Genomic DNA, 26,270 nt, shown 5'->3' with positions numbered 1-26,270 from the left:
AATTTGAACTACCAAATTTTTTCACAAAAGGACTCAATAAAAATTGAATCCTTTCAAAAAGTAGTTAGTTATCGTTAAAATTTAAAGTTAACTCTTGTAAAAATCTGCCTTCCGGAGAATCCCATCTGTACAGGATCAAAGATGCCGCCAGATTCCGTATTTCCATCTGACACTGCACCATACTGCAATGTTGCATATCTGTTGAAAACGTTTTTTCCACCAATCGTCCAAGATAGATTTTTGGTAAAATCATAGCCTACAGAAAAATCTGTCGTCACCCTTGGTGTGTAAGTTTGATAATCATCTGGTCCGTTGTAGCCGACCAAAGTCACCTTGTCAAATCTTACCAACTGTAAATTAGCATTGAATTTTTGGATCTTGTAATTCAGATTAAGATTGATCTTGGTTTTAGGGGCGGAAGCTAAGATAAAAGCTCTTTCCCGTGCGCTAAGAAACACATCTTCTTTGCCAGCCAATTGCGACGGCGTATGCACATCGGTAATCTCCATTTTGTTGTAATTTCCGGCCAATGTTGAGGATAATCTTCCAGGACCCAGATCTGTAGTATAAGTCAAAATGACATCTACACCTTGGGATTTTGTGTCCACCGCATTGCTGAAAAACTGAGCCTGATCAACTTTCAAATTGGCGAGTGTTCCACCGATCACATCATCTGTCTGGTCAAATGTTCCAGTCAAAACAATCCTGTCTTTTACCTTGATGTAATAACCATCGACCGTTGCTGTGAATTTTCCAGAATTAAAGGTAAATCCAGCACTTCCATTAAGAGAAGTTTCCTGTTTCAATTGTGGAATGAAGGCTTGTTTTGCCAGCTCGCTGTCATTGGAAGCCAGCTGAACAGTCACCAGATTTCCGCCTTGAAAATTGGTAAACTGCAGACTGTAATATTTCTGAACCAAAGAAGGCGCACGGAAGCCAGTAGAAACCGAACCTCTGAATGCAAACTGTGGCGTGATCGCATATCTGGTTGCAAACTTTCCGTTCAAGGTGCTTCCGAAATCACTATAATTCTCGAAACGTCCGGCTAAACTGACCATCCAATTTTTGGTGATGTCCAATTCTGTATCGACATAAGCGGCAAAGTTATTTCTACTTTTTCCAACTTCTTGAGAATATCCGGGAAAGCCCTGGGATCCTCCTGGTCTGATGTCGCCTGATAATGGATTTGTAACGAGTAACTCTATCGGCGTCTCTGCTGTAGCCACATTTCCATTGACATCATAAGTTGCGTAAGAACTTTCCTGACCTTTTATCAGATTGAATTTTTCATAACGGAATTCTGTTCCCAAAGCCAAATTAAAGCCCTCCAAAAAGTCAAATGCTTTGCTTGTGCTAAGTCCAGTGACATTTTGAGAAAGTGAATGTCCACCAGCATCAAAACTAGTAGGAGAATTTACACCTAAAGTTGCATTGATGGTATTATCAATCTGATAAATGAATCTGTTGTTGCCAAAAGCATTGTAGAAATCAAAGTCCCAATCACCAAGTTTGAACTTCAAACCGTTATCAAATGTAAAATCTGAGATCTTTGTATTTTGGATCGGATTGAAGCCATCAGGATAAATTTCCGGAATATTCCCGTCGGCATCCGCCGATCTTGTCCACGCATAAGCTTTTGTATTTCTATAAGAAAAACCCGGTTGAGAATAGAATGTCAATCCATCGGTCAGAGGCACTTCTACATTTCCGAAGAAATAGATATTGTTCGATTTTGCATCTCCGAAACGCTGTCTCGGTGCGTCGTATTTCTCCGGATTCGCATTTCGGATTGCATAATCTTTATTTATTAATTCTAATGTAAAGTTACCGAAACCACCTTTGGTTCCGATCTTTGTTCCGAGGTTTCCGCTGAAGTCGAAGGTGTTTCCATCTAATTTTTTGTCAGAGACCACATCATTATTTCCTGGACTTTTAAAAAGATTGGCACCATAGAAAGCACTGCCTTCGAAACCGTGATCTCTGTCATTAAGGACGACGTTGATGACACCCGCAATCGCATCAGAACCATATTGTGCAGAAGCACCATCTCTTAAAATCTCGACTCTTTTGATAGCCGCAACAGGAATCGTATTTAGATCTGAACCACTATTGCCACGTCCTCTTGTCCCAAAAATATTGACCAATGAGGATTGGTGGTATCTCTTTCCATTGAGCAACAACAATGTCTGATCAGGGCCCAAACCTCGCAATGTTGCGGGATCTACGGCATCTGCGCCATCGGAACCTGATTGTTTATTGGAATTAAAAGAAGGCGCTGCGAATTGCAAAAGTTGATTGACATCTACTTGTCCTGTTGACTGACTAATCTGCTTTACATCTATCACATCCACGGGAACAGCAGTATTGGTGACGGTTCTTTTTTTATTTCGGGTTCCAATGATATTCACCTCATCCACAGAAGTTTCTCCGGAAAGGCTGTCTTTTGTCGTTTGTGCAAAATAAAGCGCGCTTGCTCCCAAGAAAAAAACAACACTGATTTTTTTAATTCCAATATACATTTGTCTAATTTTTAATCAAAAATATAATATTTTTAAATACACATTAAATAAATCACACTTATTTCTTCAATTTATATTAAATATGAATTAAACCCCCAGTAAAAATAAGGGTCAACATAATAAATGGACAGTTTTAAAGCTATCGACTCTTAAACACTGAAAACATAACAGCTTTTCTTACTGGCACTATATTTTCATTGACCTTGAAAATAAAAGTTATGCTAAAATCCACATTATCAACTCTTTTTTGTTCAATCTTCCTTTTGTACTCCTGCCAATGGAAAGGTCAACCAAGCAAACCGACAGCACAGGAAGAAAAGGCAAACACCGATTACAAACCCGCTTTTGCCGGACAAACCAGAATTGCACCTGTAAAAACAACAACTCCTTACAACGTTGACATCATCAGCACTTCTCTCGGGAAACCTTGGGGAATCATCAATTTGCCAGACGGTAGATTTTTAATCACAGAAAAATCTGGTTTTATAAACGTGGTTTCTGCGGATGGAAAACAGGTTTCGAAGATCAATGGATTTCCAAAAGTGGATGACAAAGGACAGGGTGGAATGTTGGATGTGGCTTTGGACCCGGACTTTACAACAAACAATATTATCTACTTCAGTTATTCTGAACCTTACGAAGGCGGAAATCACACCGCTGTGGCAAAAGGAAAATTGTCTTCAGATTTAAAAACAATTTCTGAGGTAAAAGTAATTTTTCGTGCGACACCAACTTATGATGGCGATAAACATTATGGCAGTCGATTGGTTTTTGATAAGGACGGAAATCTTTTCGTGAGTACAGGCGAAAGGTCCGATAAGCAGACTAGAGTTTATGCCCAGAGAACGGATAATTATCTGGGAAAAATCCTAAAGATAACAAAAGACGGGAAACCAGCTCCAGGAAATCCATTCATTGGTAAAGACAATTACAAACCAGAAATCTATGCATACGGAATCCGCAGTCCACAAGGTTTGGCTTTGGACGAAAAAGGACAGCTTTGGGATATTGAAATGGGACCGAGAGGCGGCGACGAGATCAATCTCATCCAAGCTGGGAAAAACTACGGTTGGGGCGATGTAAGTTATGGAATAGAATATACTGGTGGGAAGATCAACAATGGAACCACACAGAAAGTAGGAACAGAACAACCCGTTTATTATTGGGACCCTGTGGTTTCTCCAAGTGGTGTGACCTTCTATACTGGAAACATTGAGGAATGGAAAAATAATCTATTCATAGGCTGTCTCAGTGGCGAACACATCAACAGAATCGTCATCAAAGACAACAAAGTCGTTGGCGAAGAACGCCTATTACTTGACCAAAAAGAAAGGTTTCGGGATGTTTTGAACGGAATGGATGGTAATCTTTACGGAATAACGGACAGTGGAAAACTCTACAAAATTTCAAAGAAATAATTTAATATTGAAAAGTCATTGGCATATTAAAATTGCTTTCGATAGACACGCCATTTCTAGTGCCTGGCTTCCATTTACTTAGTTTTTTAAAATCTAGTAAAAGGTCTTCTATCGTTCTAAAAGGTATATTTTGAGAAAATTTAATATTTTTCATATAACCTTCTTTAGAAATTGTAAAGCTTAAATGTACCGTTTCATAATTCAAATTTATTCTATATTTCAACATTGTGTTCTGAATTATTCTTTCAACATCTCTAACAAACCTTTTATGACCACCTGGATATTCGGCATTTTTAATATCCAATGATAAGTCGTCTGCAATCTTGTAAGATAAAACATCAGCAGGATAAATATCGTAGTTAACCAAAGCTGCATAAGCTTTTCCTTCGATAATTACGGGATTCCAGTCCTTTAAATACTTAAATGTCTCTTTTGCAAATTCGTAGGCACATTTACTTTTGCCTACACCTATGCTATCAGAATCTTTTACAAACTTTACCGTTTTATCTGGATAAACAATCAGAGTCAGTTTGTAAAAATCGGATTTATTATCGCAAGGCTTAACATCATAATCTTTTGCAGCTTTTTGAAGGCTTTTAATGAAGTTAAGTTCCCCTTTCTGATAAAAATGTTGAGTTGGTGGATATTTGTCCAAAATGGTTGTTTGAGAGTAGGAATTTGAACATAATAATATCAAAAGAAAATAAAGAAATTTCATCAATTAATGTTTTTTTTTACGCGGTCTACTTTCTTAATACCTTGGAAGTCTTTCAAATAAAATGGCTCGAAATAAGCTGTATCCTCAAAATCGTTTTGATTAAATTTCTCCACAGATTTTTTAATCAAACCTTTTGCAGAAGGATAAATATCAGACTTGAATTCTGCATTTTTAAGAGTTAGGATTTCCTGGGCTTTTTTTGCGCCATCACCAATGAACAAAACTTTCTTATCCATTAATTCAGAAAATGAATTTTCATCGAGGATTTTTGCTTCAGTTTCCTTTATCATTTCGCCGGAAGTTCCATCGAAAAATGCGGTATAAACTTCCATTCTTCGGGCGTCAATCAAAGGAATAATTAATTCAAAACCTTGATTGATAAATTCTTCCACCATAGAATCCAAAGAATTGATGGCAATCAAAGGAATTTTTAACCCATAGCAAAAACCTTTTGCAGAAGCGGCGCCAATTCTAAGTCCCGTGTAAGAACCCGGACCTTTCCCAAGAGAAATCGCATCCAAATCTTTCAAAGAAATCTCTGCACCTTCCAAAGCCCATTCTACAAAGGAATGTAAACTTTCGGACTGTTTATAATTATCGGAAACTTCTTCGCAAAGACAAAGGATTTCTTCGCCATCTGAAATGGCAACTGAACAGTTTTTGGACGAGGTTTCTATGTGGAGGATTTTCATTCTGCTAATTTGTTAATTTTTGGCTGTAAAAACCAAATTCCAATTGGAAAAAACCATAAAAGAAAAAATTCTCCAGCAAAATCTACAAATTTGACCGGTTTTTGAACTTCCGCCACTTTAATTGTTTTAGCCGCTTTGTATATTAAATAAAATATACAAAACATTGAAAAAAAATGAACGGGAAACATAACTAGTAACCAAATAGGGTCAGCATCACTATCGCCCTCCGTTGAAATATTAAAGCCGCTTGGAAAAATAGTGAATGCAATTAATATATAAAGAATAGGAAATATTATCAAAAATAATAAATTTCGTGTATTTGCTTTCAAATTTTCATTTTTGATTTTATTATTTAATCCAATTATTAAAAAATAAAACCACGATAAAAAGCAACCCATAAAAACTGCTGTTTGTAGTCCAAAAAAATCAATACTTTCATTTAGCTCAATTTGTAGTAAAAATGATATTTGACATACAAACATCAAAATGAAAAAAATTAAGAACAATTGCCAATGTTTAGATTTTAAAAAGAAATTTTCCACATTCGTTTTTTATTAATTTGATATTTTTTATAATCGATGCTGCATTCTGCAAAAATGTCCGTCACTTGTTGATAAACCCGCCTTTCACTTGCTCGAATCGAACGAACTCTCTGCAATAACTCTTTAAAATAATCTTTGCCGAAAACAGTTTGTCCTTTCTTCAATCGTTCATCATCCATTACAAAACCTTTGATGATAAATTCTTTCAAAGTTTTCGTTGCCCAAATCCTAAATTGCGTTGCCTTCGCAGAATTCACGCGGTAACCGACAGAAATAATAGCGTCAAGATTATAGTATTCAAGGCTTCTTGTGACATTTCTTTCTCCTTCTTTTTGAACTGTTCGGAATTCCCGAACAGTTGCCTCTCTTTCAAGTTCATTAGTGGCATAAACATTTGATAGATGCTCACTGATAGTGGACTTGGAGACGTCAAACAAAGCGGCCATCGCTTTCTGTGTGAGCCAAAGCGTTTCGTTTTGCAAAAAAACATCTACCCGAACTTCATCGTTGGGCAAACTGTAAATTAGAAATTGTTTAGCTTGGTCATCCATTTTTTGTGTTTTATAAATCTTAAAACAAAAATATAATAATATTTACGATTTCAAAGTCGCACTTTGCCGGCTCCACAGTTTCCAAATCCCTCTTTGTTTAATCCAGAATTCCAAGACGGAAAGTTTCATTTTAAAGATTTCGTTTTTGTAAAGTCCTTTTACCGCGATGATTCTTCTGATGTTTGCGAATTTACTTTTAACTTTAAATTCTTTCAATTCAATTTGATTGACTGATTGGTATTTCACTTTTCCCGATTCAAAATCTGTCTTGAAATCCTGATAATTCTGAACCCAACCATTGGAATGTCCAAATGAAACATCATCAGAAAACAAAGTCAGAATTTTTGAATCGTTATTTTGCATCAAAGAATCAAGCTTTGAAACTTGCGTTATCAATGCTTTTTCTTTTTTGGAATAAGTCTGCGAAAACCCAAAAATAAAGTTGAGCAAAAGAATAAGAGTTGTAAATTTCATTCTTAAACTAAACATTTCGGTAAATCGTTCTTGGCTCAGCCTGCGCCTTTGGATAAATCGTGAATTCTGCAATCGAAACACGCTCTGGAACATTGATGCAATAAGCAATCGCATCAGCAATATCTTCAGCAATTAATGGCTCGTAACCTGCGTAAACCGTTGCTGCTCTGTCATCATCTCCTTTGAATCTGACTTTAGAAAAATCAGTTTCCACAGCACCTGGCTGTATATTCGTCACACGTATTCCGAATTCCGTCAATTCTATTCTCATTCCTTCTGAAATCACATCAACAGCTTTTTTCGATGCACAATAAACCACGCCATTTGCATAAGTCTGTCTCGCTGCAACAGAACTGATGTTGATGATTTGTCCGTTTTGTTTTTCTTTCATTAGTTTAATGATTGGCTGAGAAACATAAAGCAAACCTTTTACATTACCGTCCATCATTGCATTCCAATCATCGGGATTTCCGTCTGCAATTGAGTCGAGTCCGTGTGCATTTCCAGCGTTATTAATTAAAACATCGATGTTTTTCCAATCTTCGGGAAGTGAATTAATGGCTTTAAAAACTTCATCAGAATTTCTAACATCAAAACTTAATGTAAAAATTTCGGTTTCTTTTGATAATTCGTTTTTTAGTTCTTCGAGAACGGTTTTGTTTCTTCCGCAGAGAATGATTTTGTTTTTTTGTTTTGCCAATAGAATTGCAGTTGCTTTTCCTATTCCGGAAGTAGTTCCGGTGATGAATATTGTTTTCAATTTACTTTAGATTTAGAAGTACAAAATTAAGAATGATTAAGTTCAAATCTATATACTTTATGTTCAGATTTTACAGCGGATTGTGCAAATTTTGGATTCATTCTAAAATAAAAAATCCCGAAATAACTTCGGGATTTTTTATTCTTTTAAAACGTCGAATCACTCGCAGCCCGACTTGAACGGAAATCCTTTTTTGCTGCTGGAAAAGCATAGGCAAAAAAGATTGGGAGTGGAAGGCGGAAAAGCTGCCCAAATAATTCTACTTCTGACTATCAGCCTGGAAATCCAAACTCACAGAATTCATACAGAATCGTGTTCCAGTCGGTGGCGGACCATCATTGAAAACGTGTCCTAAATGCGAATCGCAACGTTTGCAAAGAACCTCGATGCGTTCCATTCCGTGGGTGGAATCTCGCTTGTAGCTCACGCCTTCTTTGTCCGCCTCGAAGAAACTTGGCCAGCCACAAGTGCTTGCAAATTTGGAACTTGAGCGGAACAAATGATTGCCACAAACTGCGCAATAGTATTCACCGAGTTCATCAAATTCATTGTATTTTCCGGTGAACGGATATTCTGTGTTGGCTTCTCTTGCGATGGCGTAAACTTCTGCCGGAAGGATTTTTTTCCATTCTTCGTTGGAGACGTTCAGTTTGGTTTTATCGGTTCTTGAATAGTAGGGATTGTTTGTGTGTGTATTATCTTCCATTGTTTTTTGTTGTGGTTGTTTGCTTAAGTCCACTTTTTTCTGCGCACATTGTTGCAAAAATAAGGTCATTAATATTAAAAAAACTAATTTTTTCATTTGAGTAAAATTAAGAAATCTATTAGAAGATTCCATTATCATAAGTTAGTTAAACAAACGCACTCATCCCCGTAATCGAACGTCCGACAATCAACGAGTTAATTTCTTTGGTTCCTTCGTAAGAATAAATGGCTTCTGCATCGGCAACAAATCTGGCAACATCGTGATCCAAAAGAATCCCGTTTCCGCCCATTACTTCTCTGGCCTGTGCGACCACATCACGCGTTCTCAAGCTACAGAAAACTTTTGCTAATGAGGCGTGTTCGTCTTTCAAAATATCTTGGTCCTGCATTTCCGAAAGTCTGAAAACCAGAGTTTGCATCGCTGTTAGATTGGACAACATCTCTACCAAATGTCCCTGAATCAACTGGAAAGAAGCAATCGGTTTTCCGAATTGTTCACGTTTTCTGGTGTAGTCCAAAGCGCTTTCATAAGCACCTCTTGCGCAACCAGTCGCCATCCAAGCAACGCCGGCTCTCGTCATTTGAAGAACTTTGGCGGTGTCTTTGAAACTGTTGGCGTGCTCCATTTTTTGAGAATCGGCAACGAAGCAATCTTTCATTGTAATCAATCCATTTTGGACAATTCTGAGTGCCATTTTTCCTCGAATTTTTTCAACTGAGAATCCGGCGGTTTCTTTTTCAACAATGAAACCCTTGACCTGATTATCTTCAACATCTCTTGCCCAAATCACCGTCACGTCTGCAAACGTCGCATTCCCAATCCATTTTTTCTGTCCGTTCAGAATCCAGCCACCTTCTACTTTTTGACAAGTCGTGGTCAATCCGCCAGCTGCGCCGGAACCAACTTCTGGTTCGGTCAATCCAAACGCGCCAATCAAATCGAATTGTTGCATTCCTGGGAGGTATTTCTGTTTCTGTTCTTCGGAGCCACACATATAAATTGAACCCATCGATAATCCTGATTGAACACCGAAAAACGTTGCCAATGATGCATCAACTCTGGCGATTTCCATTGCGATGACGCCTTCCATCAAGAATGGTAAATTCGGGCAACCGTAGCCTTCGTAAGTGACACCGCAGAGATTAAGCTTTTTAAATTTTGGGATGAGTTCGTGCGGGAAATCGTCTGTCAGCCAATATCTGTTGACCAAAGGTTTGGCTTCTTTTTCCATAAACTCACGCACTTTCAGCTGTATGGCTCGTTGTTCGTCCGTCAGTTTCAAATGCAGTTCATAAAAATCGCCGTTGATGGGTGGCAATTCTCTTTTCTTGCCAGAAGAATCCAGCATTTTGGTCAAACTATTCAATTGATTTTTATCGAGTTTTGAAAACTGATGCATCAATTTTGGAAGGTCGACTTTTTGTGAGATTTGGGAAAGTTGGTCTATGTCGATATTTTTTAAAAGGTTGAAAACGCCTTTAATCTTGGAGATTGTGCTGTTCATAGATTCTGTTTTTATAATTAATGCAATTAATATTCCTAAAAACAACTTACAATTCTAATCTTATCTATTATTTTCTGAAAATCTATTTTACAAAAACCTGATTGTCAATATTTTAAAATCCGGATTGATTTACAATTAGTTTCGGATTGATTTGCAGAATTACTTTCATTTTAATTATCAATTTTGAGAAAGAAGGTTTCAATCCATTGACAAAACTTGATTTGGAAACGAATACCGCAGCCCGACTTGAGTGGAGCTCTTTTTTTGCAATGGGAAAAGCCTGGCAAAAAAAAGCGGGAACGGAAGGCGGATAAAGCTGCCCAAATCAATATCAATAATTAACTCAAAAATAATCTATTATGAAAACGAAAATCTTATCAATAAGCTTAATGGCTTTACTTTTAATCGGATGTAAAAAGGGCGAATACGCAGAATCAGCTTACGCAACTGCAGATAGCGCGGCGGTTGTTTCTGATGATGTTTCTGTGGCGGCAACGCAAACCGTGGAAGGGAAACAATTTGTGAAAACGGCGGAAGTGGATATGGAAGTGAAGGACGTCTATGGCGCGACGATATCAATCGAGAAACATTTGATTTCGCTTGGTGGATTTGTGACGCAGAGCCGAATGGAAGCGCAGACTTTGTCGGAAAACACTTACAATATTTCTGACGAATCGTCGATGTTGATAAGGAAATTTCAGAATCACAATAGAATGCAAGTGCGCGTTCCGACCGAGAAATTGGGGGAATTTTTGGATTTCATCAATGACAAAAAAGTGTTCCTAAATTCCAGAATTATTTCTGCCGAAGACGTGACCGCAAATATCAAACTGTCTAAAATGGAAGCTGAAAGACAAGCGAAAACCAGCACAAACATTTCTCAATTGAAAACCGGAAAAGACAAAGTGAAACTTGATGACGACAATATGTCTCAAGCCAATTCTCAAAAATATTCTGACGAAATCCTTGCCGACCAACTGAAATATTCCACGGTGGATATTTACATCAAAGAACCAAGCACTAGTGTGGCGAAAATCCCAATTGTCAATACCAAAAACATTGATAATGAGTACAAATACAATTTCTTTTTCGATGTGAAAAATGCTTTTGTGGAAGGCTTTTATTTGATTCAGCAGATTTTTGTTTTCCTGATTTCTATCTGGCCGATTGTTTTGCTTGGCGGATTGATATTTTATTTTTGGAGAAGGAGAAAACCTACTATCAAACCATAATTTTGTCATTCCGTAGGAATCTCAACAGTTTAGATTCCTACGGAATGACAAATTGTATGTTATTTTTATTTCCTAATTTTGCAAAACGATGTTGAGAAAACTGCAACTTTTTTTTATGATTTTCTGTTTGGGGATTTTTGTATTTCCGAAGCAGAATTTCAATGCGCAAGTGGCTCAGAGTTCTTGTTGTGAATCTCAATCCAATAATTCTGACTGTTGTGAGAAGGAAGATGCATCTTCAAAATCTTGCAGTCACGATTCGAAAAAGGAAAAAGACTGCAAGGATAATTGCACGACTTGCAAAACCTGCAGTTCCGGATTCGTGTTTTCTGTTGTATTGAATAACTTCGACAACAAACTGAGAACGCCAATTTTCCAAATCGAAAATCAGTATTCTTATTATTCTCAATCGCCGTTAGCGCGAGCATTCATTATTTGGCAACCGCCTAAACTTGGTTAATTTTAAATTATTTTCTCTCGCTGATTAAGCAAATCTTGCAGATTTTTTTCTGAAAGTTAATCTGCTAAATCCGTAAAATCTGTGAGAATATAAATTCAAGATTTATTAAACATAAATCAAATAATTAAAATTAATCAAAATGAATACAATCATAAAATCAGGAATTCTATTCCTATCTATATTTCTATTTTCAAATTTTTCTGCGCAGACAAAAACCTTCAAAGCGAAAGTGGAAGGCAACTGCGGAATGTGCAAAGACCGCATCGAAACGGTTGCAAAATCCGACAAGAACGTAAAATCTGCCGTCTGGAGCGTGAGCAAAAAAACCTTGACTGTTAGTTACGACGCTTCCAAAACCGACAAAAAAGCAATCCTAAAAAGCATTGCAGAAGTTGGTCACGACAACGAAATGTTCCGTGCGTCCAGCAAAGTCTATGACGATTTGGAAGTTTGTTGCCAGTACGACCGTCCGGACAACAGCAAAAAGTTGGCGAAAAACTGCGACCCAAAACAAGTTTGCGAACTTAAATAATCCATTCAAAATTTTTGACGATGAACAATTTAAGTAAAAAACTGATGTTTTTTGTGCTGTTGCTGACGTCTGTTTTTTCCTTTGCCCAAGCTGTGACAGAACAGTTTTTGGTGAAAGGGAACTGCAATATGTGCAAAGCCAGAATAGAAACTACTGCGACAAAAGCAGGCGCAATCTCCGCCAATTGGAGCGCAGAAACCCAAACCTTGACAATGGTTTTGGACGAGTCCAAAGTCACTTGCGACACGATTCTAAAACAAGTGGCAGAAGCCGGTCACGACAACGAGAAATTCAAAGCGTCGGAAGATGCGTACAAAGCTTTGCCTGCGTGTTGCCTTTACACGAGAGGTGCTGATAAAAATGAAAATGTCCACACAGATTTGGATTCGAATGCAAAGCAAATCGAAGGTGTGAAAATTACCCGAGAAAAGGAAGCAACCGCAATCAGCAAAAAGGAAGCAGGCTTGATTTTCAATATCAGTTCCAAGGAATTGTTGAAAGCGGCGTGTTGTAATCTGTCCGAAAGTTTTGAAACCAATGCGACTGTGGATGTTTCTTTCAGCAATGCGGTGACGGGAACCAAGCAATTGAAAATGTTGGGATTAGACCAAAAATATACGCTTCTAACCAAAGAGCAATTGCCGGAAATCCGAGGTTTGGCTTCGGCTTATGGTCTGAATTTCATTCCAGGAAAATGGATTGGCGGAATCCAATTGACGAAAGGCGGAAGCACGGTTGTGAACGGCTACGAAAGTATCACAGGACAAATCAACACCGAACTTTTGAAATCTCACGACGATGATAAAAAATCGGAAACAGAAATCAATTTGTTCTCTGATAACAATGGACGAGTTGAAGCGAATGTGACCAGCACTTCACCAATTTCTGACAAATGGAATCAAAGTGTTTTGTTACACGGAAACGGAACTTTTGGTGATACGGATATGAACGATGATAACTTTCTTGACCGACCAAAAGGAAGTCAGCTAAATGTAGCTTATTTGTTGAATTACAATGATTTGGAAAGTTCCGGATTCGCTTCGCATTTTGGAATTAATTTCCTGAAAGATGAGCGAACTGCCGGACAAATTGGATTTAACAAAAGAATTCCGCAGAAAGACCAATCTCTTTATGGTGTTGGGATTGATATTTCGAGGTTTCAATTGTGGAACAAGACGGGTTATATTTTCAAAGGCAAACCTTACCAGAGTTTGGGTTGGATGAACCAAATGACTTATCATCAGCAAGATAGCTTTTTCGGATTGAGAAATTATTATGGAAAAGAAACGTCTTATTATTCCAATTTGATTTTCGAAAGCATCATCGGAAATACAAATAATAAATATAAAGTTGGTGCGAGTTTCTTATACGATAAATACGATGAAGATTATCTTTTGGACAATTACAAAAGAACCGAAACCGTTCCAGGACTGTTTGCAGAATATACCTTGACAGGCGAAAAATTCACTTTGGTAACGGGCGCTCGAGTGGATTTTCACAATCTTGCAGGAACGCAGTTTACGCCGAGAATGAATTTCAAATATGATTTGACACCGAAAACCATTTTCAGAATTTCAGCCGGAAGAGGTTTCCGAACTGCGAATATCTTTGCGGAAAGTCAATCATATTTTGCTTCGAATCGAGAAATTCAAGTTATCAATAATGGTGGCGAAATCTATGGTTTGAAACCTGAAATCGCTTGGAATTATGGTGTGAGTCTTCAGCAGGAATTCAAATTGTTTGGAAGAAAATCAACTTTGTTAGCTGATTTTTTCAGAACAGATTTCCAAAACCAAGTCGTGACGGATTTGGATGAATCAGCTCAGAAAATTCTTTTTTATAATCTTGAAGGAAAATCATTTGCGAACAGTTTCCAGACGCAATGGGATTTTCAGCCAGTGAAAAATTTAGAATTCCGAGTGGCCTACAAATATTATGATGTGGCTTTGGATTATTTGAGCGGATTGAAAAAAGTCCCGTTTATGGCGAAGCACAGAGGATTTGCGAACTTGGCTTATTCCACCAACAAAACGGAGAAAGGCAGATTTTGGAGTTTTGATACGACATTAAATTTAGTTGGAAAACAAAGACTTCCCAACACAAAATCGAATCCTGCAGAATTCCAGATTGGAGATTATTCACCAAGCTATTCTACTTTGAATGCTCAGATTTCTAGGAATTTCTCTGAGAAAATCAGGGTTTATTTGGGTGGTGAGAATTTGACTGGATATCAACAGAAAGTTGCGATTTTGGATGCTGGAAATCCTTTCGGAAATTACTTTGATGGCGGAATGGTTTATGCGCCAATTATGAAACAGAATTTCTATGTTGGTGTGGATTTTAAGTTTTAAACTTTAAAATATTAAAAACAAACCTCGTCAGTTTTGGCGAGGTTTGTTTTTTTATTGATTGTCTTTGTTATAAAACTCGGTCATCAATTCATTAGCTTTTTCAAAGTCGTTTTCGGACACCTTGAGCTGAACACCGCCACTTGTCGTGTTGAACAAATTATAAGTATTCGCTAGAATATTCCCGAAGACAAAGGTTTCTACGCCGTTTGTTTCTAGGAAAATCTTAAGCATCTCCGCTTCTATTTCTGTGTTGAATATTTTGAGTGTGACTAATTCCATATCGATTTTCATTAAATTTAAATTATAGCCTGTTGGCATTCTCGTTGACCGCTTTTTCCTTGTAATTGGACTTTTTCAATTTTCCAAAGTTATATTTCGCAGAAAGCGATATGGTAGGTGTATTGCCAAAAAAGGTGCCAGTCGATGCGATTTTGTCGTAAGACATTTTTTGGATGTAATTCATTTGATTGAAAACATCGTTGTAACGAACGGTAAAATCAAAATCGGAAACAGAGGACGTCAAACCGAGATTTACCAGACACATTGCATTATTTTCATACAATCCTTCTACACGTTTTGTGATGTAAGAACCATCTAGCAAAACGGATAAATATTTCCAGACATTCACCGTATTATTAGTGGAAAAATAAACGTAAGGTGTCGATTTTTTCAGAACCGCCAAAGAATCTTCGACTTTGTCATAATTCACGGAAAGACTATTTTGTGAAGTCCATTTTTTCCATTGAACAGGAACATCTACACCCAAAGAAACGCCCGATTCTTCATCAAAATTAATGGCCGTGAACTTCGAAATATTTCTGTCATCATCATAAACCAAGGTGTAACCCAATGGATTTTTGCTCTTGTAAGCTGAAGCATTGACGGATATTTTATTGAGATTGGTCGTGAAAGTAAGCGTGTTGGTGTAAGTCGGAATCAAATCCGGATTGCCCTGATATTCAACATACGGACTTCCGTACAAACCGCCAGAAGACAAATCTCCGTAGTTGGGACGTGAAATACTTTTTCTGAAATTCAGTGTATATTCGTAATTGTCATTTTGCTTGAAACTGATTTCTGCATTTGGAAACCAGTCCAAATAATCTCTTTTGATTTTAGTTTCATTCGTAATTTTATCAAAACCTTCTGCATTGGTTGATTCAGTTCTCAAACCAGCATTGATATTCCATTGGTCTGCATTAAAAGCGAGATTTGTGTAACCCGCAAGATTTGATTCCTTGAAATCATAATGATAGAACTCCGGATTTTGATTATTCTGATAAGTTGTTCTGTTATCATTTTTGGTTTCAGCTTTGGTGTAATTTCCGCCCAATTCCAGACGGTAATTTTCACTCAATTTTTTCTCGATATCAATTCTTCCCGAATAAACATTCCCAGAATATCGCTGAACTCGAAATTGATTGAATTCGTAACCAGAATTGTTGGTGTCATTGAAAAATTGATAATCTACATTTTTGCTTTCCCGTTTGAACTGAAATCCGGTCAAAACCTCAGCATCCCAATCTGTTATTTTCTTCTTATAATTAAAGATAGAGTTGATTGTCGCCCTTTTATTGTCTTGCTGATTAAGCGTTTTGACATCTTTGGAATTCCCATTTTCTGAATAAAAAGTATCGGTAGTATTATCGCCTTTATCTGGTCGAAAATTCCCATTTAAACTGACTGTAATGTAATCGCCATCGTCATTAAGTTCCTGATACAGGCTCGCACCTAAGATGGTTTGTGGTCTTTTTGTAATTGATTTTATAATGTAATCAGAACTAATATTTTTACTCGGAACCGAATAATTAAAACCGTTGCTTTCCCAGTGGTTGATTTGGTTGTAGGCCGTATTCACCTTCCATTCCGTCTTGTTTTTCTTTTGCTGGAAATTGACTCCTAAATAATTACTAAAACGTTTCTGGAAAGTTGCCGTTTCCGTAATACTAATTTGCGAACCGTCTTTTCTGCTTTTTTTAAGATTGACCTTTATCACAGCTTTTCCCTCGGATTCATATTTGACAGAAGGATTTCTGATGATTTCCACAGATTTGATATCGTCTACTGAAATCGAAGATAACATCGAAAAATCAACCCTTTGATTATCAACATAAAGCAAAGGTGTTCCTTTTCCGACAAACGATAATCCTTCGCCATTGGCATCCATCATTACAAAAGGTAATTTTGATAATAAATCGGTAGAAGTTGGCAAGGTGTTCAAAGGAGAATTGGCGACATCCAGTGTAATATTTCCATTTTCTACCTTGAAAATCTTTTTCTTAGCATTGATTGTTACCTCTTCAATCTGCGAACTTTTGGGTTCGAAAATGATTTTTATCGCCAGATTTTTTTCAAGATTAAATGGTTTTTCATTTTGAATAATGTCATCTGAAGACAACTGAATATGATAATTCCCCGATTTCAATTGGTCAAATTCAAACTTTGAATCCTGGGCGATTGTTGTTTTTAATAATTGATTTTCAGCACCAAACAGATAAACCGCAATCGGCAATGCAACTTTTTCTTGGTTTGAACTAATGATAATTCCATCAATCTTAAGATTTTGTTGAGCCGAGAATACGGTCGTCATAAGAAGAAAAAACAGTAAAATGCTTTTTGTCACTGATAATGAGTTTTGAATGGTTGTTTTGGTTAAAACAATCATCAGCTTTGTTTTATTACATCATTTCTTGAAAAAATTTGTTTTGAAAACCACAAAGCTTTTATGAATATCCATAATAATAACTAAGCTTTTTCCATCTGTTTGTCATTCCGTAGGAAACCTAACGAAGAGGTTCGACGAAGTCAATCTCAACGCACTAAAAGCAAAGGCAGTTTAGATTCCTACGGAATGACAAAAATGACGCTAAGTTTAATGTTAAAACTAAAAACGGATATTTACAAAGCTATTTATAAACTGTTTGAAACTTTAATTGCAGATTTTCTTTTGTGACTTTTGTGGTTTAAAACTATTACTTTCTCTTCAGAATTTCCCGATTGATTTCATTAATCAACTCCGGACCTTCGTAAATAAATCCTGTATAAAGCTGTACAAGACTCGCGCCAGCATCAAGTTTTTCTATCGCATCTTGTGCCGTATGGATTCCGCCAACGCCGATGATTGGAAACGCTTTTCCACTTTTTTCTGAGAGAAATCTGATGACTTCCGTCGAACGTTTTGTCAATGGTTTTCCGGAAAGTCCGCCAGTTTCGGTTTTGTTTTCTGAGATTAAATTTTCTCTTGACAAAGTTGTATTCGTCGCAATCACGCCAGCGATTTGAGTTTCTTTAATGATATCAATAATATCCAAAAGTTGCTCGTCTGTCAAATCGGGTGCGATTTTCAGAAGGATTGGTTTCTGTTTTGGCTTTTCGAGATTAAGGTTTTGAAGTGTTGACAACAATTCTGTCAAAGGTTTTTTGTCCTGAAGTTCGCGGAGATTTGGTGTGTTTGGCGAACTTACATTCACCACGAAATAATCAACGTAAGGAAATAATTTCTCGAAACAGATTTTATAATCGTTGACCGCTTCTTCATTTGGCGTCACTTTATTTTTTCCGATATTTCCACCAATGAGAACGTTTTTGTTTTTCTTTAATCTTTCAATCGCTTCGTCCACACCACCATTATTGAATCCCATTCGGTTGATGATAGCAGAATCTTCCTTCAATCGGAACAATCGTTTTTTATCATTTCCAGCCTGAGGTTTCGGTGTCAAAGTTCCGATTTCTATGAAGCCAAATCCGAGGTCAGAAAGTTCATTGAAGAGTTTGGCGTCTTTATCAAAACCAGCCGCCAAACCAACCGGATTTTTGAATTTCAATCCGAAAACTTCACGCTCGAGACGTTTGTCAACAATTGGTTTTGGTAAAAATAATTTGGCCAGAAAACCAAAATTCTTGAGAGCAGAAAATGTAAAGTGATGAACTTCTTCTGGGTCGAATTTGAAAAGAAGCGGACGAATTAGGCTTTTGTACATCGGAGAAAAGTTTTACAAATCTACAAAATCATAAACAAAAAAAGCCCAATCGCGTGATTAGGCTTTGATTTTATTTGTTTTTGATTGCGTTGATAATGCCCTCAAGATTTTCATTGAATTCTAAAAACTGGGCAAATACTTTGTCGTCTTTTCCGAGTCCGCCGTGCTTGTTGTTCTTTTTGAAAATTTCTTTGATGTCTTCCCAACGTTGTTTCTCATCATCTGTCATTAATCCTGCTAATTGTTTCAATTTCAATAGATTGCTTTCCGTGTCCGCGGTCAAAGTCTGTGACTCGTTTTCGTAATGGGAAAGGATGAGCTGGTCTATTTCCTTGTCATTCATCATCGGAACGACTTGCGTAACCAATTTGCTCATATTCCTGTAAGAACCTTGCATTTTGAAAGGCGGTTCCGTTCTGTAAGAATCCTGCATCGCCGCAGATTGGATGTAGTTCTGATTTACTTTTATGACCACATTTCTGATTTTCAAAATATGTCTCAAAACTGAATTAAAATCATCGATTTCCTGCTTCTGATAATTGCCTTCCAAATCCGGAAGTTGTTCTGCTCCAGATTCTACAAAGTTGGTCAAGGCGTAAAAATCTTTGAAGGATTTGCTGGCGATTTTTTCCAGATTCGAATTTTCAATCGACGCATTTTCAATCAAACTTAAATTGAACAAATGTTCCGTATCGCCGATGACATCACCCAAATTGTACACATCTGCACGGTTTGCAAGCATATCCGGAACTTGGAATTTCGAACCGCTTTCTGTGTACGGATTTCCCGCCATCACGATGCAAAATCGCTTTCCACGCAAATCGTAGGTTTTACTTTCACCTTGGAAAATCCCGTCAATTTTTCTTTGTCCGTCTGCCAACGAAATGAATTTCTGCAAAAACTCCGTGTTCAAATGCTGAATATCATCCAGATACAGCATCACATTATCTGCCATTTCGAAAGCGAGATTGATTTTTTTCAACTCTTCTCTTTCGCCGGAAGTTTTGGCTTCAATCGGGTCTATGGAAGTGATGGAATGTCCGATGGTTGGGCCATTGACTTTCACAAAATGAAGTCCCATTGTTTTGGCAAGATATTCCATCAAGGTTGTTTTTCCGTAACCTGGAGGAGAAATCAAGAGCAACATTCCCATTCTCGCCGTACGTTTGTTGTCTCCAGCTGTGCCCAATTGCTTTGAAAGATTGTTTCCTATCAATGGAAAATAAACCTCGTTGATTAATTTGTTTCGAACGAATGACGTTAAAACTTTGGGCTCGAACTCATTGATTTTAAGTTCCTTTTCGTAATTTTTACTGAGCTGTTCTTTTAGTTTTAAGAAAGAAGCGAAACGAGGAACTTTAACAGTTTCAAAAAAATGTAACTTATGAATGAAAGCATAATAGTCAAGTTTTAAATTTCCGTTTTCCAGCGTGGGATGATTCCCTTTCAAGTCTGTGATTTCTGCTTCATCTTTTCCAAAAATCAGTTGATATTCATCTTTCGGAAAGAGTAAAGAAGTAGCTGTCTCTTCTGTATATTTTCGGTAATTTTCCAGGTTTTCGTTTTCATCGATGAAGGAATTGAGCCAATTCAAAACAAGATAGAAACGGTCTGTCAAAGAAAATTGCTCATTCTCCAAATCATTTCTGAAATCTGTCAAAGCTTTTTTCGATTCCAAAAGACGAACGAATTCCTGATTAAAATGGTCGGAAGATTCGCTAATCGCAAACTTTCCGAATTTCGTCAACGTTTCAAAAAGATATTTTGCAACAATTCGCGAATCCAAGCTCGTCAAATCCAATGTCGTTTGCCAAGCTAAAAACTCAGTTGATACTTCATTAATGACAGATTCGAATCTGGTCGAATTTGGGAAAGTCTTCAAAACGGCATTTGTGGAATTCATCAACGCTTGCAATTTTGTTCGTCGCTCCTCCGAAAGGTGATGCCAAAACAGTTGCGAAGTGGCTCTCAAATGCGAATCGTAGCGCAAAAGGTCTAACTTTTCGTCCATCGCTTTCAATGCATTGTAGATTTGCAACGCATCAAAATTGTGAACGCCTTTCACATAATTCTCAGAATAATTCTGCTCAATGGTTTGGTTGATGAACTGCTCTGCGTCGAATTCTTTCGAATTCTTCGAAGCCAGAAATGTTTTGTAAGCCAAATATTCGCCTCGATAAACTTCTCCATTTTCCGAAATCAGTTCCTGTTCCCAAATATCCTTGAACGCTGTAATCTCAATATTATTGACTTTCTGATAAAAACTGGTTCCCGTCAAATGATAAAACAACTCGCCATTTCGGTTTAATAAAGTCAGGCTTAATGATTGATTATTGACCGAGAATTTATGCTTTCCGAGTGCAATAATATTTTCGCCATCAACGTACAATTCGGTTTTATCTCTTAAAATTCTCAACGCATCTTCCTGAGATTTTTTGATGAGATTTTCGAGGTTTTCTGCCTTCGAAACATCGTCCAAAGTCTTAAGCTCGGAAACCAACTGACGGATTTTGTCAATCATTAAATCTGAAGCGTAGAAACTCAGGATTTCTTCCCTCGTAGCAAAGGTTTTGGATTTGTTTTCGATGTTTTTGAGAACGCGAAGTCCAATCTGCTCCAAAGAAGAAGTTCGCTTGTTGACTTGCTCGACGATTTGCTCTCTTCTGGTGTTAAAAGCCTTGATGACCTCATCTCTCTTATCCGCAATCTTCAGCGCAAAATCATCAAACTCAGAAAACTTGCTTTCCAATTCTTCGAGCTGAACGACAATCTTGGTGTAATATTCATCCACTTTTTCTGTAGATGTGGAAAGTTCCATATAATTGGCAACGGATTGTTCCAAAAGCGTCATCTGCGCTGTAAACGAGGCAACGGCTTCGGTACTTCTCAGCGACGTCAATTTTCTGGAAAGTGATGCCCGAATTTCATTCAATGAAGAAAAAATAACTGCAATCTTCTCAATGATTTTCGTGGTTTGTGTGGCGTCCTCGATTTTCAGGCTGTTGAGAATATCAATCAAAAGTTCCAGTTCGCCGGAGATTTCGTCGTTGATGGTTTCAACTTCTTTTGCATCAAAAACTTTGGCTATTTCCAGAACTTTCTGCTTCTGAAGTTCCACTTTTTGCTCATAAGGCAAAAGCGCTTCCTCTCGCAAAAGGAAGGCGATGGTTTTGTCCGACAAATCGGTGTTGATTTCGCCTAATTTTTCCAGAAGTGCGTCAACTCCGGAAATATCGATGTAGCGGACATTTTTCAAATCAATCACTTCGCCCTGCAATTTTCTGGCATCGGCAAGCTGATGAACCATCTGGTCCAAAGTTTCGACCGTGGTGCTATTGATTTTGAAAATTAATTCTTCTAATTTCTTATCGGTAACGGACAAAATTTCTTCCGCGTGTTTCCGCTGGGTCTGGACTTTTACAAATTCATCAATCGCTGTGTTGGCAATTTCTTTGATCTGTTTCAAAGGTTCACCTAAATTTTTAAGTGAAGCATCTTTGATCCAAAAATAAGAATCCAAAAGCGTGTTCGATCTGCGAAGAATATCCTCGTACAAACCTTCATACGAATCTTCTTTATTGATCAACTGAATCACCTCCTGCGCTTCCGCCATTGCCTGAACAATCTGCTTGTTCCCCACTTTGTAGAGCGGATCGTTTTTCTTTTCAAGATTTTCCTTCAGAACAGCCATATACGGCGTTTCCCAAATCTGAACCTGATGATGTCGCGTTGCTTCGGCCTCGGTTCGGAAATAGATCATATTCCCATCATTGAAAACCGTAAAACCATTGCAGATAATCGGTGTTTCTACGGATTGCTGAATGATGTTGTACGACATCAGAATGTAGGTGTTGCTCTCCGGCTGAGTAAAGATGTAAAGAAAATCTTCCCCATTTGGCGATGCAATTTTGCGCAGGAACTGGACGTTTTCCAGATGCGCATCGAAAATCTTGTGAACGCCATTTTGCAAATAATAGCCATTCGAAAAAATGATGCCTTGATTGTCCGGAAGCAGAATCGCCGATTCCTTCAGCGAAGGTAAATTGATGACTTCCTTAGTTCTGACATTGAAAACGTAAGTCCGAAAATCCTCCTGATAAGGCTTGATTCTAATGGCAATCAGATTTCCGAGGTCTGCGTAATAGTAATCTGCATCGTCCAATTGCTGATCCAGATTGGTCACTTTTTCAGAATAGATTCCTTTTCCAGAATCTGTGTTGTCCTCGATTTTAAAAGTGATATCGCCACCCATCGCTTCGATAAAAACCTTGTCCAGAATAGAAACGTGTGGGAATTTACCCAATCGTCTGTCTTCCAACGTCGTTTTTTTCCATTCAAATTCCAGTTGAGCCGGCGGTTTTACCTCGTGGATGCTTCTATCGTCCTGATAAATCAGTTTTCCATCTTTGATGAGCCATTTGAATGCTTTTAAGTCATCCGTATTTTTGCTGATCTGGAAAATCATATAGAGATAATTCTCCGTTCTTCTGAACTTGGAGAAAATAGAATCGCGGTAATATTTGTAAAGATTCTGATAATCATTAATGAAATTGGCATCAGAGATTACATCCAAAGACTGAGGGATAAATTGCTCTCCATCAAACTGATAGATACTGAAAACATCTTCCAGACGAATCTCTGTCCGAAGTCCAAAATGAACATTGTACCCGAAGATGCAAATGCGGTCGATCGCGATAATTCCTCTCGCTACGCAAGTGTTTTCTGTGTCAATTCTTTGGTTGGCCTTTAGAACAAAATTGGTAGAACTAAAGACTTCTTTTCTTGAAACATTCAGTTCCTGCAAACGTGAGATCAGATCATCTTTCTGCGTCTGCAAACGCTTTCGGATGATTTCGTACGCACCGGAATCCAACTGAATATTTTGATTTTTTGTTTCTTCCATTATAAACAATTTTGAGAATTGTTCTTTGAATTTTTGTCGAAGTTTAATTTGACAGTCGTGCAGTTTCTGTGCGCTTTACCGATTGAAAAGCACACAGATATTTGCACTGGCTTAATATGGTTATCCTAATTTTCTATTGGAAATCCCAAGGTTTTTTGCCATTCCGAAAAGGGAATTGATAAAATTGGTATCCTCCGTATTTTCAGCCGATGAGGAAGCTTGCTGAAGTTTGATCAACGCTGCAGAAACTGTCAGGTTTTTGATGTCGTTGGATGAGATTCCATATCTTTCTGCAAGATTTCTGACTTTTTCTGCCAAGTCACCTTTTCCGTCTGGTCCCATCAAAGAACTTTTGATGTCCAAAGCGTGTTGTGAATTGTTGATCAAGTGGTCAAAACCTTTGGAGTTGGAAACTTGTCGCACGATATTCTCAAAGAACATTGTCTCACCACCAACGATGTCGATCTTCGCAGTTTTCAAAGCTTCAGAAAGCACTTCAGCCTGTGCAGATGCGATATCTTTTTGGATGTTGATTTGAGCCAATTCCACGTCTTTTTCTTTCTGCAACTGTAGCTTGAACTCCTCGTGAGATTGTCCCGCTTCGTTAAGTTTTTTCATCGCGTCAGCTTTTCCTTCGATGCCTTTTGCCTCTGCTAATGCTTTTTCACGAACAACCTCAGCCTGAGCCAAACCTTCCTTGCGAACAGCTTCAGCTTTTTTCTCGATCACAGATGCTTCTTTTTCACCCTGAACTTCCTGCGCTTCTGCCTTGGCGATCATTACTTCTGCTTCGGATAACCCAATTGCCGCTTCTTCTTTAGCTTGTGCTTCCGCGATGATTTTTCTTGCTTCTGCTTCTTTCGTTGCCGCTTCTTTTTTCGCTTCGGCATCAATGATTAATTCTTGAGCCTTTCTTTCTGCAACGCTTTTCTGTGCATCGGCATCAATGATTTTCTTTTCCTTTTCCTGCTCGGCGGCAATTCTTGAAGCTTCTGCCGCTTTCACCGTTGCAACCAATCTTTCTTCTGCTTCCTGACTTGCAGCGATAACGCCGGCTTGTTTCTTGCGTTCTGCATCGCGGTAGATTTCTACATCTTTCACGTTTTGCTGCTCTTCTACCACGCCCTTTTCCAATTGCACGCGTTCTTTGATCACATTTTGGATCGATTTTTTCTCCGTTTCGATGGTTCTTTCTTTCTCAATCTGAGCTAGCGTTACGATTCTTTCTCTTTCGGTTTGCTCCAATGCGCGGTCTTTCTCCACTCTTTCGGTTTCTACGGCATCTGTACGCAATTTGTTTTTTTCTGCGATGATGATTTGGCGAAGTTTATTTTCTTCCTGTACTGCAAGCGTTTCCTCGGTTTGGATTCTCACGGTTTCGGATTTCAAACGCTCTTCTTCGTTCACTTTCAGAATCTCGGCATTTTCTCGGGCTTTGATATTTTCGATTTCACGTTTTTGACGTTCTTCTTTTTCTGCCAATTGTCTTTCCAGTTCCAAAATCGCCTCGCGCGCCTCAACGTTTTGTTTTTTGATAGTTTTCTCTTCTGCTCTGCGGATGAGATTGGCGTTCATATTTTGCTGTGCGGTCAATTCTGTGATCTTTCTGATCCCTTCTGAATCCAAGATATTCTCTGCACTTAGGAAACGCAATTCTGTCTGTTCAAGATAATCAATGGCGCAATCATCTAATATATAACCATTTAAATCTGTTCCGATGATATTCAGAATCTCATCTCGGAATTCTCTTCTGGCTTCATACAATTCAATAAAATCGAATTTTTTTCCTACTGTTTTCAAAGCTTCAGAAAACTTAGCCTCGAAAATACTTTTCAAAGTTTCTGGGTCAGAGGCTCTTTCGCAACCCAAGTTCTGTGCAACGCTGATGACATCATCCACAGATTTATTCACTCGCACGAAAAAAGCCACTTTGATGTCTGCGCGGATATTGTCTTTGCAGATCAATCCGTCGTTTTCCATACGGGCAATGTCAATTTTTTTAACGGAGATGTCCATTATTTCCATCTTATGGAAAATCGGAACCACGTACATCCCTTTGTTGAAGGCAACATTGGTTCCACCAACTCCAGTTCGGACAATGGCTTTTCCTTGCGGAATTTTTTTATAGAATGAACTTAATACTACCAAAAAGGCAATAAAAAGGAAGACGATTATTCCAACGATGAGTAGCATAATATTGCTCCCACCAATCGCTAAAATGGTCATTTGAGTCATAGTTTATTGATTTTTAATGTTATGAATGTTAATTTCTTTTTTTACTAGATATATTCTTTTGTCCTTAGTTTCATCGATGATGATAACGTCGTCATTATAGCCAATAGATGTTCCATCGATGCTTTTTACATTGAGCCGAATCACATCTTTGTTGATGACAAATTCTGCAGAACCAATCTTCTCACCTGCAAGACTGGATTTCATAATTCCCGTTCTTCCCAAATAATCGTGTGGTTCTTCGCCTTTGTAGCCGATGCTTTCGTAGAATTTCGCAATTGGTTTTGTGAGCCAGTGCATAATGAAGTAGGTCACGAGAAATATGGGAATCAAAATCAGCAAAGACCAAAACCCGAATTGTCCAATTGAAATAAACAACGATGAGACAATCGTGATAATCCAACCGATGAATTTGAACAAGGTGACAATCACCATCAACGGTGCTTTCCCGATATTGATGAAATCCAAAGCCTTGGAAAAAAATCCCGGCTGGTCGTGATGCACGTCGCCGTCCACATCATTCACATCACCGATTCCCTCAGCGTCCAGATCCGCATCCATCCCGAAATCCAAGCCGTCTCCGGAGAAAAGCACGAAAACCCAGTACAACAATGAAACACCTGTAAGTACGGTCATTACGCCATTTGGAAGCGGATGAAACAATAGATTAAAGAGTTCTGTCATAGTTTTATTTTT

At 38.0% G+C, this 26,270-nt stretch carries 20 protein-coding genes and 1 pseudogene; 6 read left to right on the top strand and 15 right to left on the bottom strand.

Annotated features, from left to right (window positions below; translation table 11 throughout):
* Positions 1-74: 74 nt before the first annotated feature.
* Entirely contained in the window at positions 75-2,519 is a 2,445-nt protein-coding gene (locus PQ459_03170; protein WDF47492.1) for a TonB-dependent receptor, read from the bottom strand.
* Between the two features lie 218 nt (positions 2,520-2,737).
* Between PQ459_03170 and PQ459_03165 the strand changes: the two genes are divergently transcribed.
* The gene (locus PQ459_03165) at positions 2,738-3,937 is read left to right on the top strand and encodes a PQQ-dependent sugar dehydrogenase (protein WDF47491.1); all 1,200 of its coding nucleotides are present in this window, start codon (positions 2,738-2,740) and stop codon (positions 3,935-3,937) included.
* 1 nt (position 3,938) lies between these two features.
* On the opposite strand, the gene PQ459_03160 is transcribed toward PQ459_03165, so the two are convergent.
* From PQ459_03160 to PQ459_03125, 8 genes and pseudogenes are all read right to left on the bottom strand, one after another.
* A complete protein-coding gene (locus PQ459_03160) occupies positions 3,939-4,592 on the bottom strand; it encodes a hypothetical protein (GenBank protein WDF47490.1) in 654 nt (217 codons plus the stop codon).
* A gap of 62 nt (positions 4,593-4,654) precedes the next feature.
* Entirely contained in the window at positions 4,655-5,347 is a 693-nt protein-coding gene (gene tsaB / locus PQ459_03155; GenBank protein ID WDF47489.1) for a tRNA (adenosine(37)-N6)-threonylcarbamoyltransferase complex dimerization subunit type 1 TsaB, read from the bottom strand.
* On the bottom strand, positions 5,344-5,889 hold the full coding sequence (locus PQ459_03150; GenBank protein ID WDF47488.1) for a hypothetical protein: 546 nt from the start codon (positions 5,887-5,889) through the stop codon (positions 5,344-5,346). Before PQ459_03150 ends, tsaB begins: the two co-directional genes overlap by 4 nt.
* 29 nt (positions 5,890-5,918) lie before the next feature.
* Positions 5,919-6,440: pseudogene (gene rhuM, locus PQ459_03145) on the bottom strand (RhuM family protein).
* A 42-nt stretch (positions 6,441-6,482) separates the two neighbouring features.
* Positions 6,483-6,914 (bottom strand): nuclear transport factor 2 family protein, encoded by a 432-nt coding sequence (locus PQ459_03140; protein ID WDF47487.1) that lies wholly within the window; start codon positions 6,912-6,914, stop codon positions 6,483-6,485.
* Between the two features lie 7 nt (positions 6,915-6,921).
* Positions 6,922-7,674, bottom strand: coding sequence for an SDR family NAD(P)-dependent oxidoreductase (locus PQ459_03135; protein WDF47486.1), 753 nt, complete (start codon positions 7,672-7,674; stop codon positions 6,922-6,924).
* 259 nt (positions 7,675-7,933) lie between these two features.
* Positions 7,934-8,476, bottom strand: a complete 543-nt coding sequence (msrB, locus tag PQ459_03130; protein ID WDF47485.1) for a peptide-methionine (R)-S-oxide reductase MsrB — start codon at positions 8,474-8,476, stop codon at positions 7,934-7,936.
* 49 nt (positions 8,477-8,525) lie between these two features.
* Positions 8,526-9,884: an acyl-CoA dehydrogenase family protein gene (locus PQ459_03125; protein WDF47484.1), complete on the bottom strand. Its 1,359-nt coding sequence runs from the start codon at positions 9,882-9,884 to the stop codon at positions 8,526-8,528.
* Between the two features lie 146 nt (positions 9,885-10,030).
* On the opposite strand from PQ459_03125, the gene PQ459_03120 reads away from it, so the two are divergent.
* The 5 genes from PQ459_03120 (at position 10,031) to PQ459_03100 (ending at position 14,459) form a co-directional block, all read left to right on the top strand.
* On the top strand, positions 10,031-10,198 hold the full coding sequence (locus PQ459_03120; GenBank protein WDF47483.1) for a hypothetical protein: 168 nt from the start codon (positions 10,031-10,033) through the stop codon (positions 10,196-10,198).
* 45 nt (positions 10,199-10,243) lie between these two features.
* Entirely contained in the window at positions 10,244-11,116 is an 873-nt protein-coding gene (locus PQ459_03115) for a DUF4349 domain-containing protein (protein WDF47482.1), read from the top strand.
* A 115-nt stretch (positions 11,117-11,231) separates the two neighbouring features.
* The gene (locus PQ459_03110; GenBank protein WDF47481.1) at positions 11,232-11,576 is read left to right on the top strand and encodes a hypothetical protein; all 345 of its coding nucleotides are present in this window, start codon (positions 11,232-11,234) and stop codon (positions 11,574-11,576) included.
* Between the two features lie 139 nt (positions 11,577-11,715).
* Positions 11,716-12,108 carry a heavy-metal-associated domain-containing protein gene (locus PQ459_03105; GenBank protein WDF47480.1) on the top strand — a complete coding sequence of 131 codons (393 nt, stop codon included), beginning with the start codon at positions 11,716-11,718 and terminating at the stop codon, positions 12,106-12,108.
* A gap of 44 nt (positions 12,109-12,152) precedes the next feature.
* The gene (locus PQ459_03100) at positions 12,153-14,459 is read left to right on the top strand and encodes a TonB-dependent receptor (GenBank protein WDF48683.1); all 2,307 of its coding nucleotides are present in this window, start codon (positions 12,153-12,155) and stop codon (positions 14,457-14,459) included.
* A gap of 51 nt (positions 14,460-14,510) precedes the next feature.
* Here the strand turns inward: PQ459_03100 and PQ459_03095 are convergent, their stop codons facing one another.
* From PQ459_03095 to PQ459_03070, 6 genes are all read right to left on the bottom strand, one after another.
* Positions 14,511-14,750 (bottom strand): DUF2007 domain-containing protein, encoded by a 240-nt coding sequence (locus PQ459_03095; GenBank protein WDF47479.1) that lies wholly within the window; start codon positions 14,748-14,750, stop codon positions 14,511-14,513.
* Between the two features lie 10 nt (positions 14,751-14,760).
* Positions 14,761-17,124: an outer membrane beta-barrel family protein gene (locus PQ459_03090; GenBank protein WDF47478.1), complete on the bottom strand. Its 2,364-nt coding sequence runs from the start codon at positions 17,122-17,124 to the stop codon at positions 14,761-14,763.
* Positions 17,125-17,431: 307 nt separating this feature from the next.
* Positions 17,432-18,439: a quinone-dependent dihydroorotate dehydrogenase gene (locus tag PQ459_03085; protein ID WDF47477.1), complete on the bottom strand. Its 1,008-nt coding sequence runs from the start codon at positions 18,437-18,439 to the stop codon at positions 17,432-17,434.
* 70 nt (positions 18,440-18,509) lie between these two features.
* Positions 18,510-23,342 (bottom strand): DNA repair ATPase, encoded by a 4,833-nt coding sequence (locus PQ459_03080; protein ID WDF47476.1) that lies wholly within the window; start codon positions 23,340-23,342, stop codon positions 18,510-18,512.
* Positions 23,343-23,462: 120 nt separating this feature from the next.
* Positions 23,463-25,577 carry a flotillin family protein gene (locus PQ459_03075; protein WDF47475.1) on the bottom strand — a complete coding sequence of 705 codons (2,115 nt, stop codon included), beginning with the start codon at positions 25,575-25,577 and terminating at the stop codon, positions 23,463-23,465.
* 3 nt (positions 25,578-25,580) lie between these two features.
* Positions 25,581-26,258 (bottom strand): hypothetical protein, encoded by a 678-nt coding sequence (locus PQ459_03070; GenBank protein ID WDF47474.1) that lies wholly within the window; start codon positions 26,256-26,258, stop codon positions 25,581-25,583.
* Between the last annotated feature and the right edge of the window lie 12 nt (positions 26,259-26,270).

The sequence above is a fragment of the Chryseobacterium sp. KACC 21268 genome (assembly GCA_028736075.1).
In the GTDB taxonomy this organism is placed as follows: domain Bacteria; phylum Bacteroidota; class Bacteroidia; order Flavobacteriales; family Weeksellaceae; genus Epilithonimonas.
Note: the sequence above shows the minus strand (reverse complement) of the source record. Positions and strands in the feature narration are given on the sequence as shown.

Bases quoted from the DNA above. Each gene is read 5' to 3' on its own strand.
- PQ459_03170 (WDF47492.1), bottom strand. From the start codon at position 2,519: ATGTATATTGGAATTAAAAAAATCAGTGTTGTTTTTTTCTTGGGAGCA.
- PQ459_03165 (WDF47491.1), top strand. From the start codon at position 2,738: ATGCTAAAATCCACATTATCAACTCTTTTTTGTTCAATCTTCCTTTTG.
- tsaB (WDF47489.1), bottom strand. From the start codon at position 5,347: ATGAAAATCCTCCACATAGAAACCTCGTCCAAAAACTGTTCAGTTGCC.
- PQ459_03140 (WDF47487.1), bottom strand. From the start codon at position 6,914: ATGAAATTTACAACTCTTATTCTTTTGCTCAACTTTATTTTTGGGTTT.
- msrB (WDF47485.1), bottom strand. From the start codon at position 8,476: ATGAAAAAATTAGTTTTTTTAATATTAATGACCTTATTTTTGCAACAA.
- PQ459_03125 (WDF47484.1), bottom strand. From the start codon at position 9,884: ATGAACAGCACAATCTCCAAGATTAAAGGCGTTTTCAACCTTTTAAAA.
- PQ459_03115 (WDF47482.1), top strand. From the start codon at position 10,244: ATGAAAACGAAAATCTTATCAATAAGCTTAATGGCTTTACTTTTAATC.
- PQ459_03110 (WDF47481.1), top strand. From the start codon at position 11,232: ATGATTTTCTGTTTGGGGATTTTTGTATTTCCGAAGCAGAATTTCAAT.
- PQ459_03105 (WDF47480.1), top strand. From the start codon at position 11,716: ATGAATACAATCATAAAATCAGGAATTCTATTCCTATCTATATTTCTA.
- PQ459_03100 (WDF48683.1), top strand. From the start codon at position 12,153: ATGTTTTTTGTGCTGTTGCTGACGTCTGTTTTTTCCTTTGCCCAAGCT.
- PQ459_03095 (WDF47479.1), bottom strand. From the start codon at position 14,750: ATGAAAATCGATATGGAATTAGTCACACTCAAAATATTCAACACAGAA.
- PQ459_03090 (WDF47478.1), bottom strand. From the start codon at position 17,124: ATGATTGTTTTAACCAAAACAACCATTCAAAACTCATTATCAGTGACA.
- PQ459_03085 (WDF47477.1), bottom strand. From the start codon at position 18,439: ATGTACAAAAGCCTAATTCGTCCGCTTCTTTTCAAATTCGACCCAGAA.
- PQ459_03080 (WDF47476.1), bottom strand. From the start codon at position 23,342: ATGGAAGAAACAAAAAATCAAAATATTCAGTTGGATTCCGGTGCGTAC.
- PQ459_03075 (WDF47475.1), bottom strand. From the start codon at position 25,577: ATGACTCAAATGACCATTTTAGCGATTGGTGGGAGCAATATTATGCTA.
- PQ459_03070 (WDF47474.1), bottom strand. From the start codon at position 26,258: ATGACAGAACTCTTTAATCTATTGTTTCATCCGCTTCCAAATGGCGTA.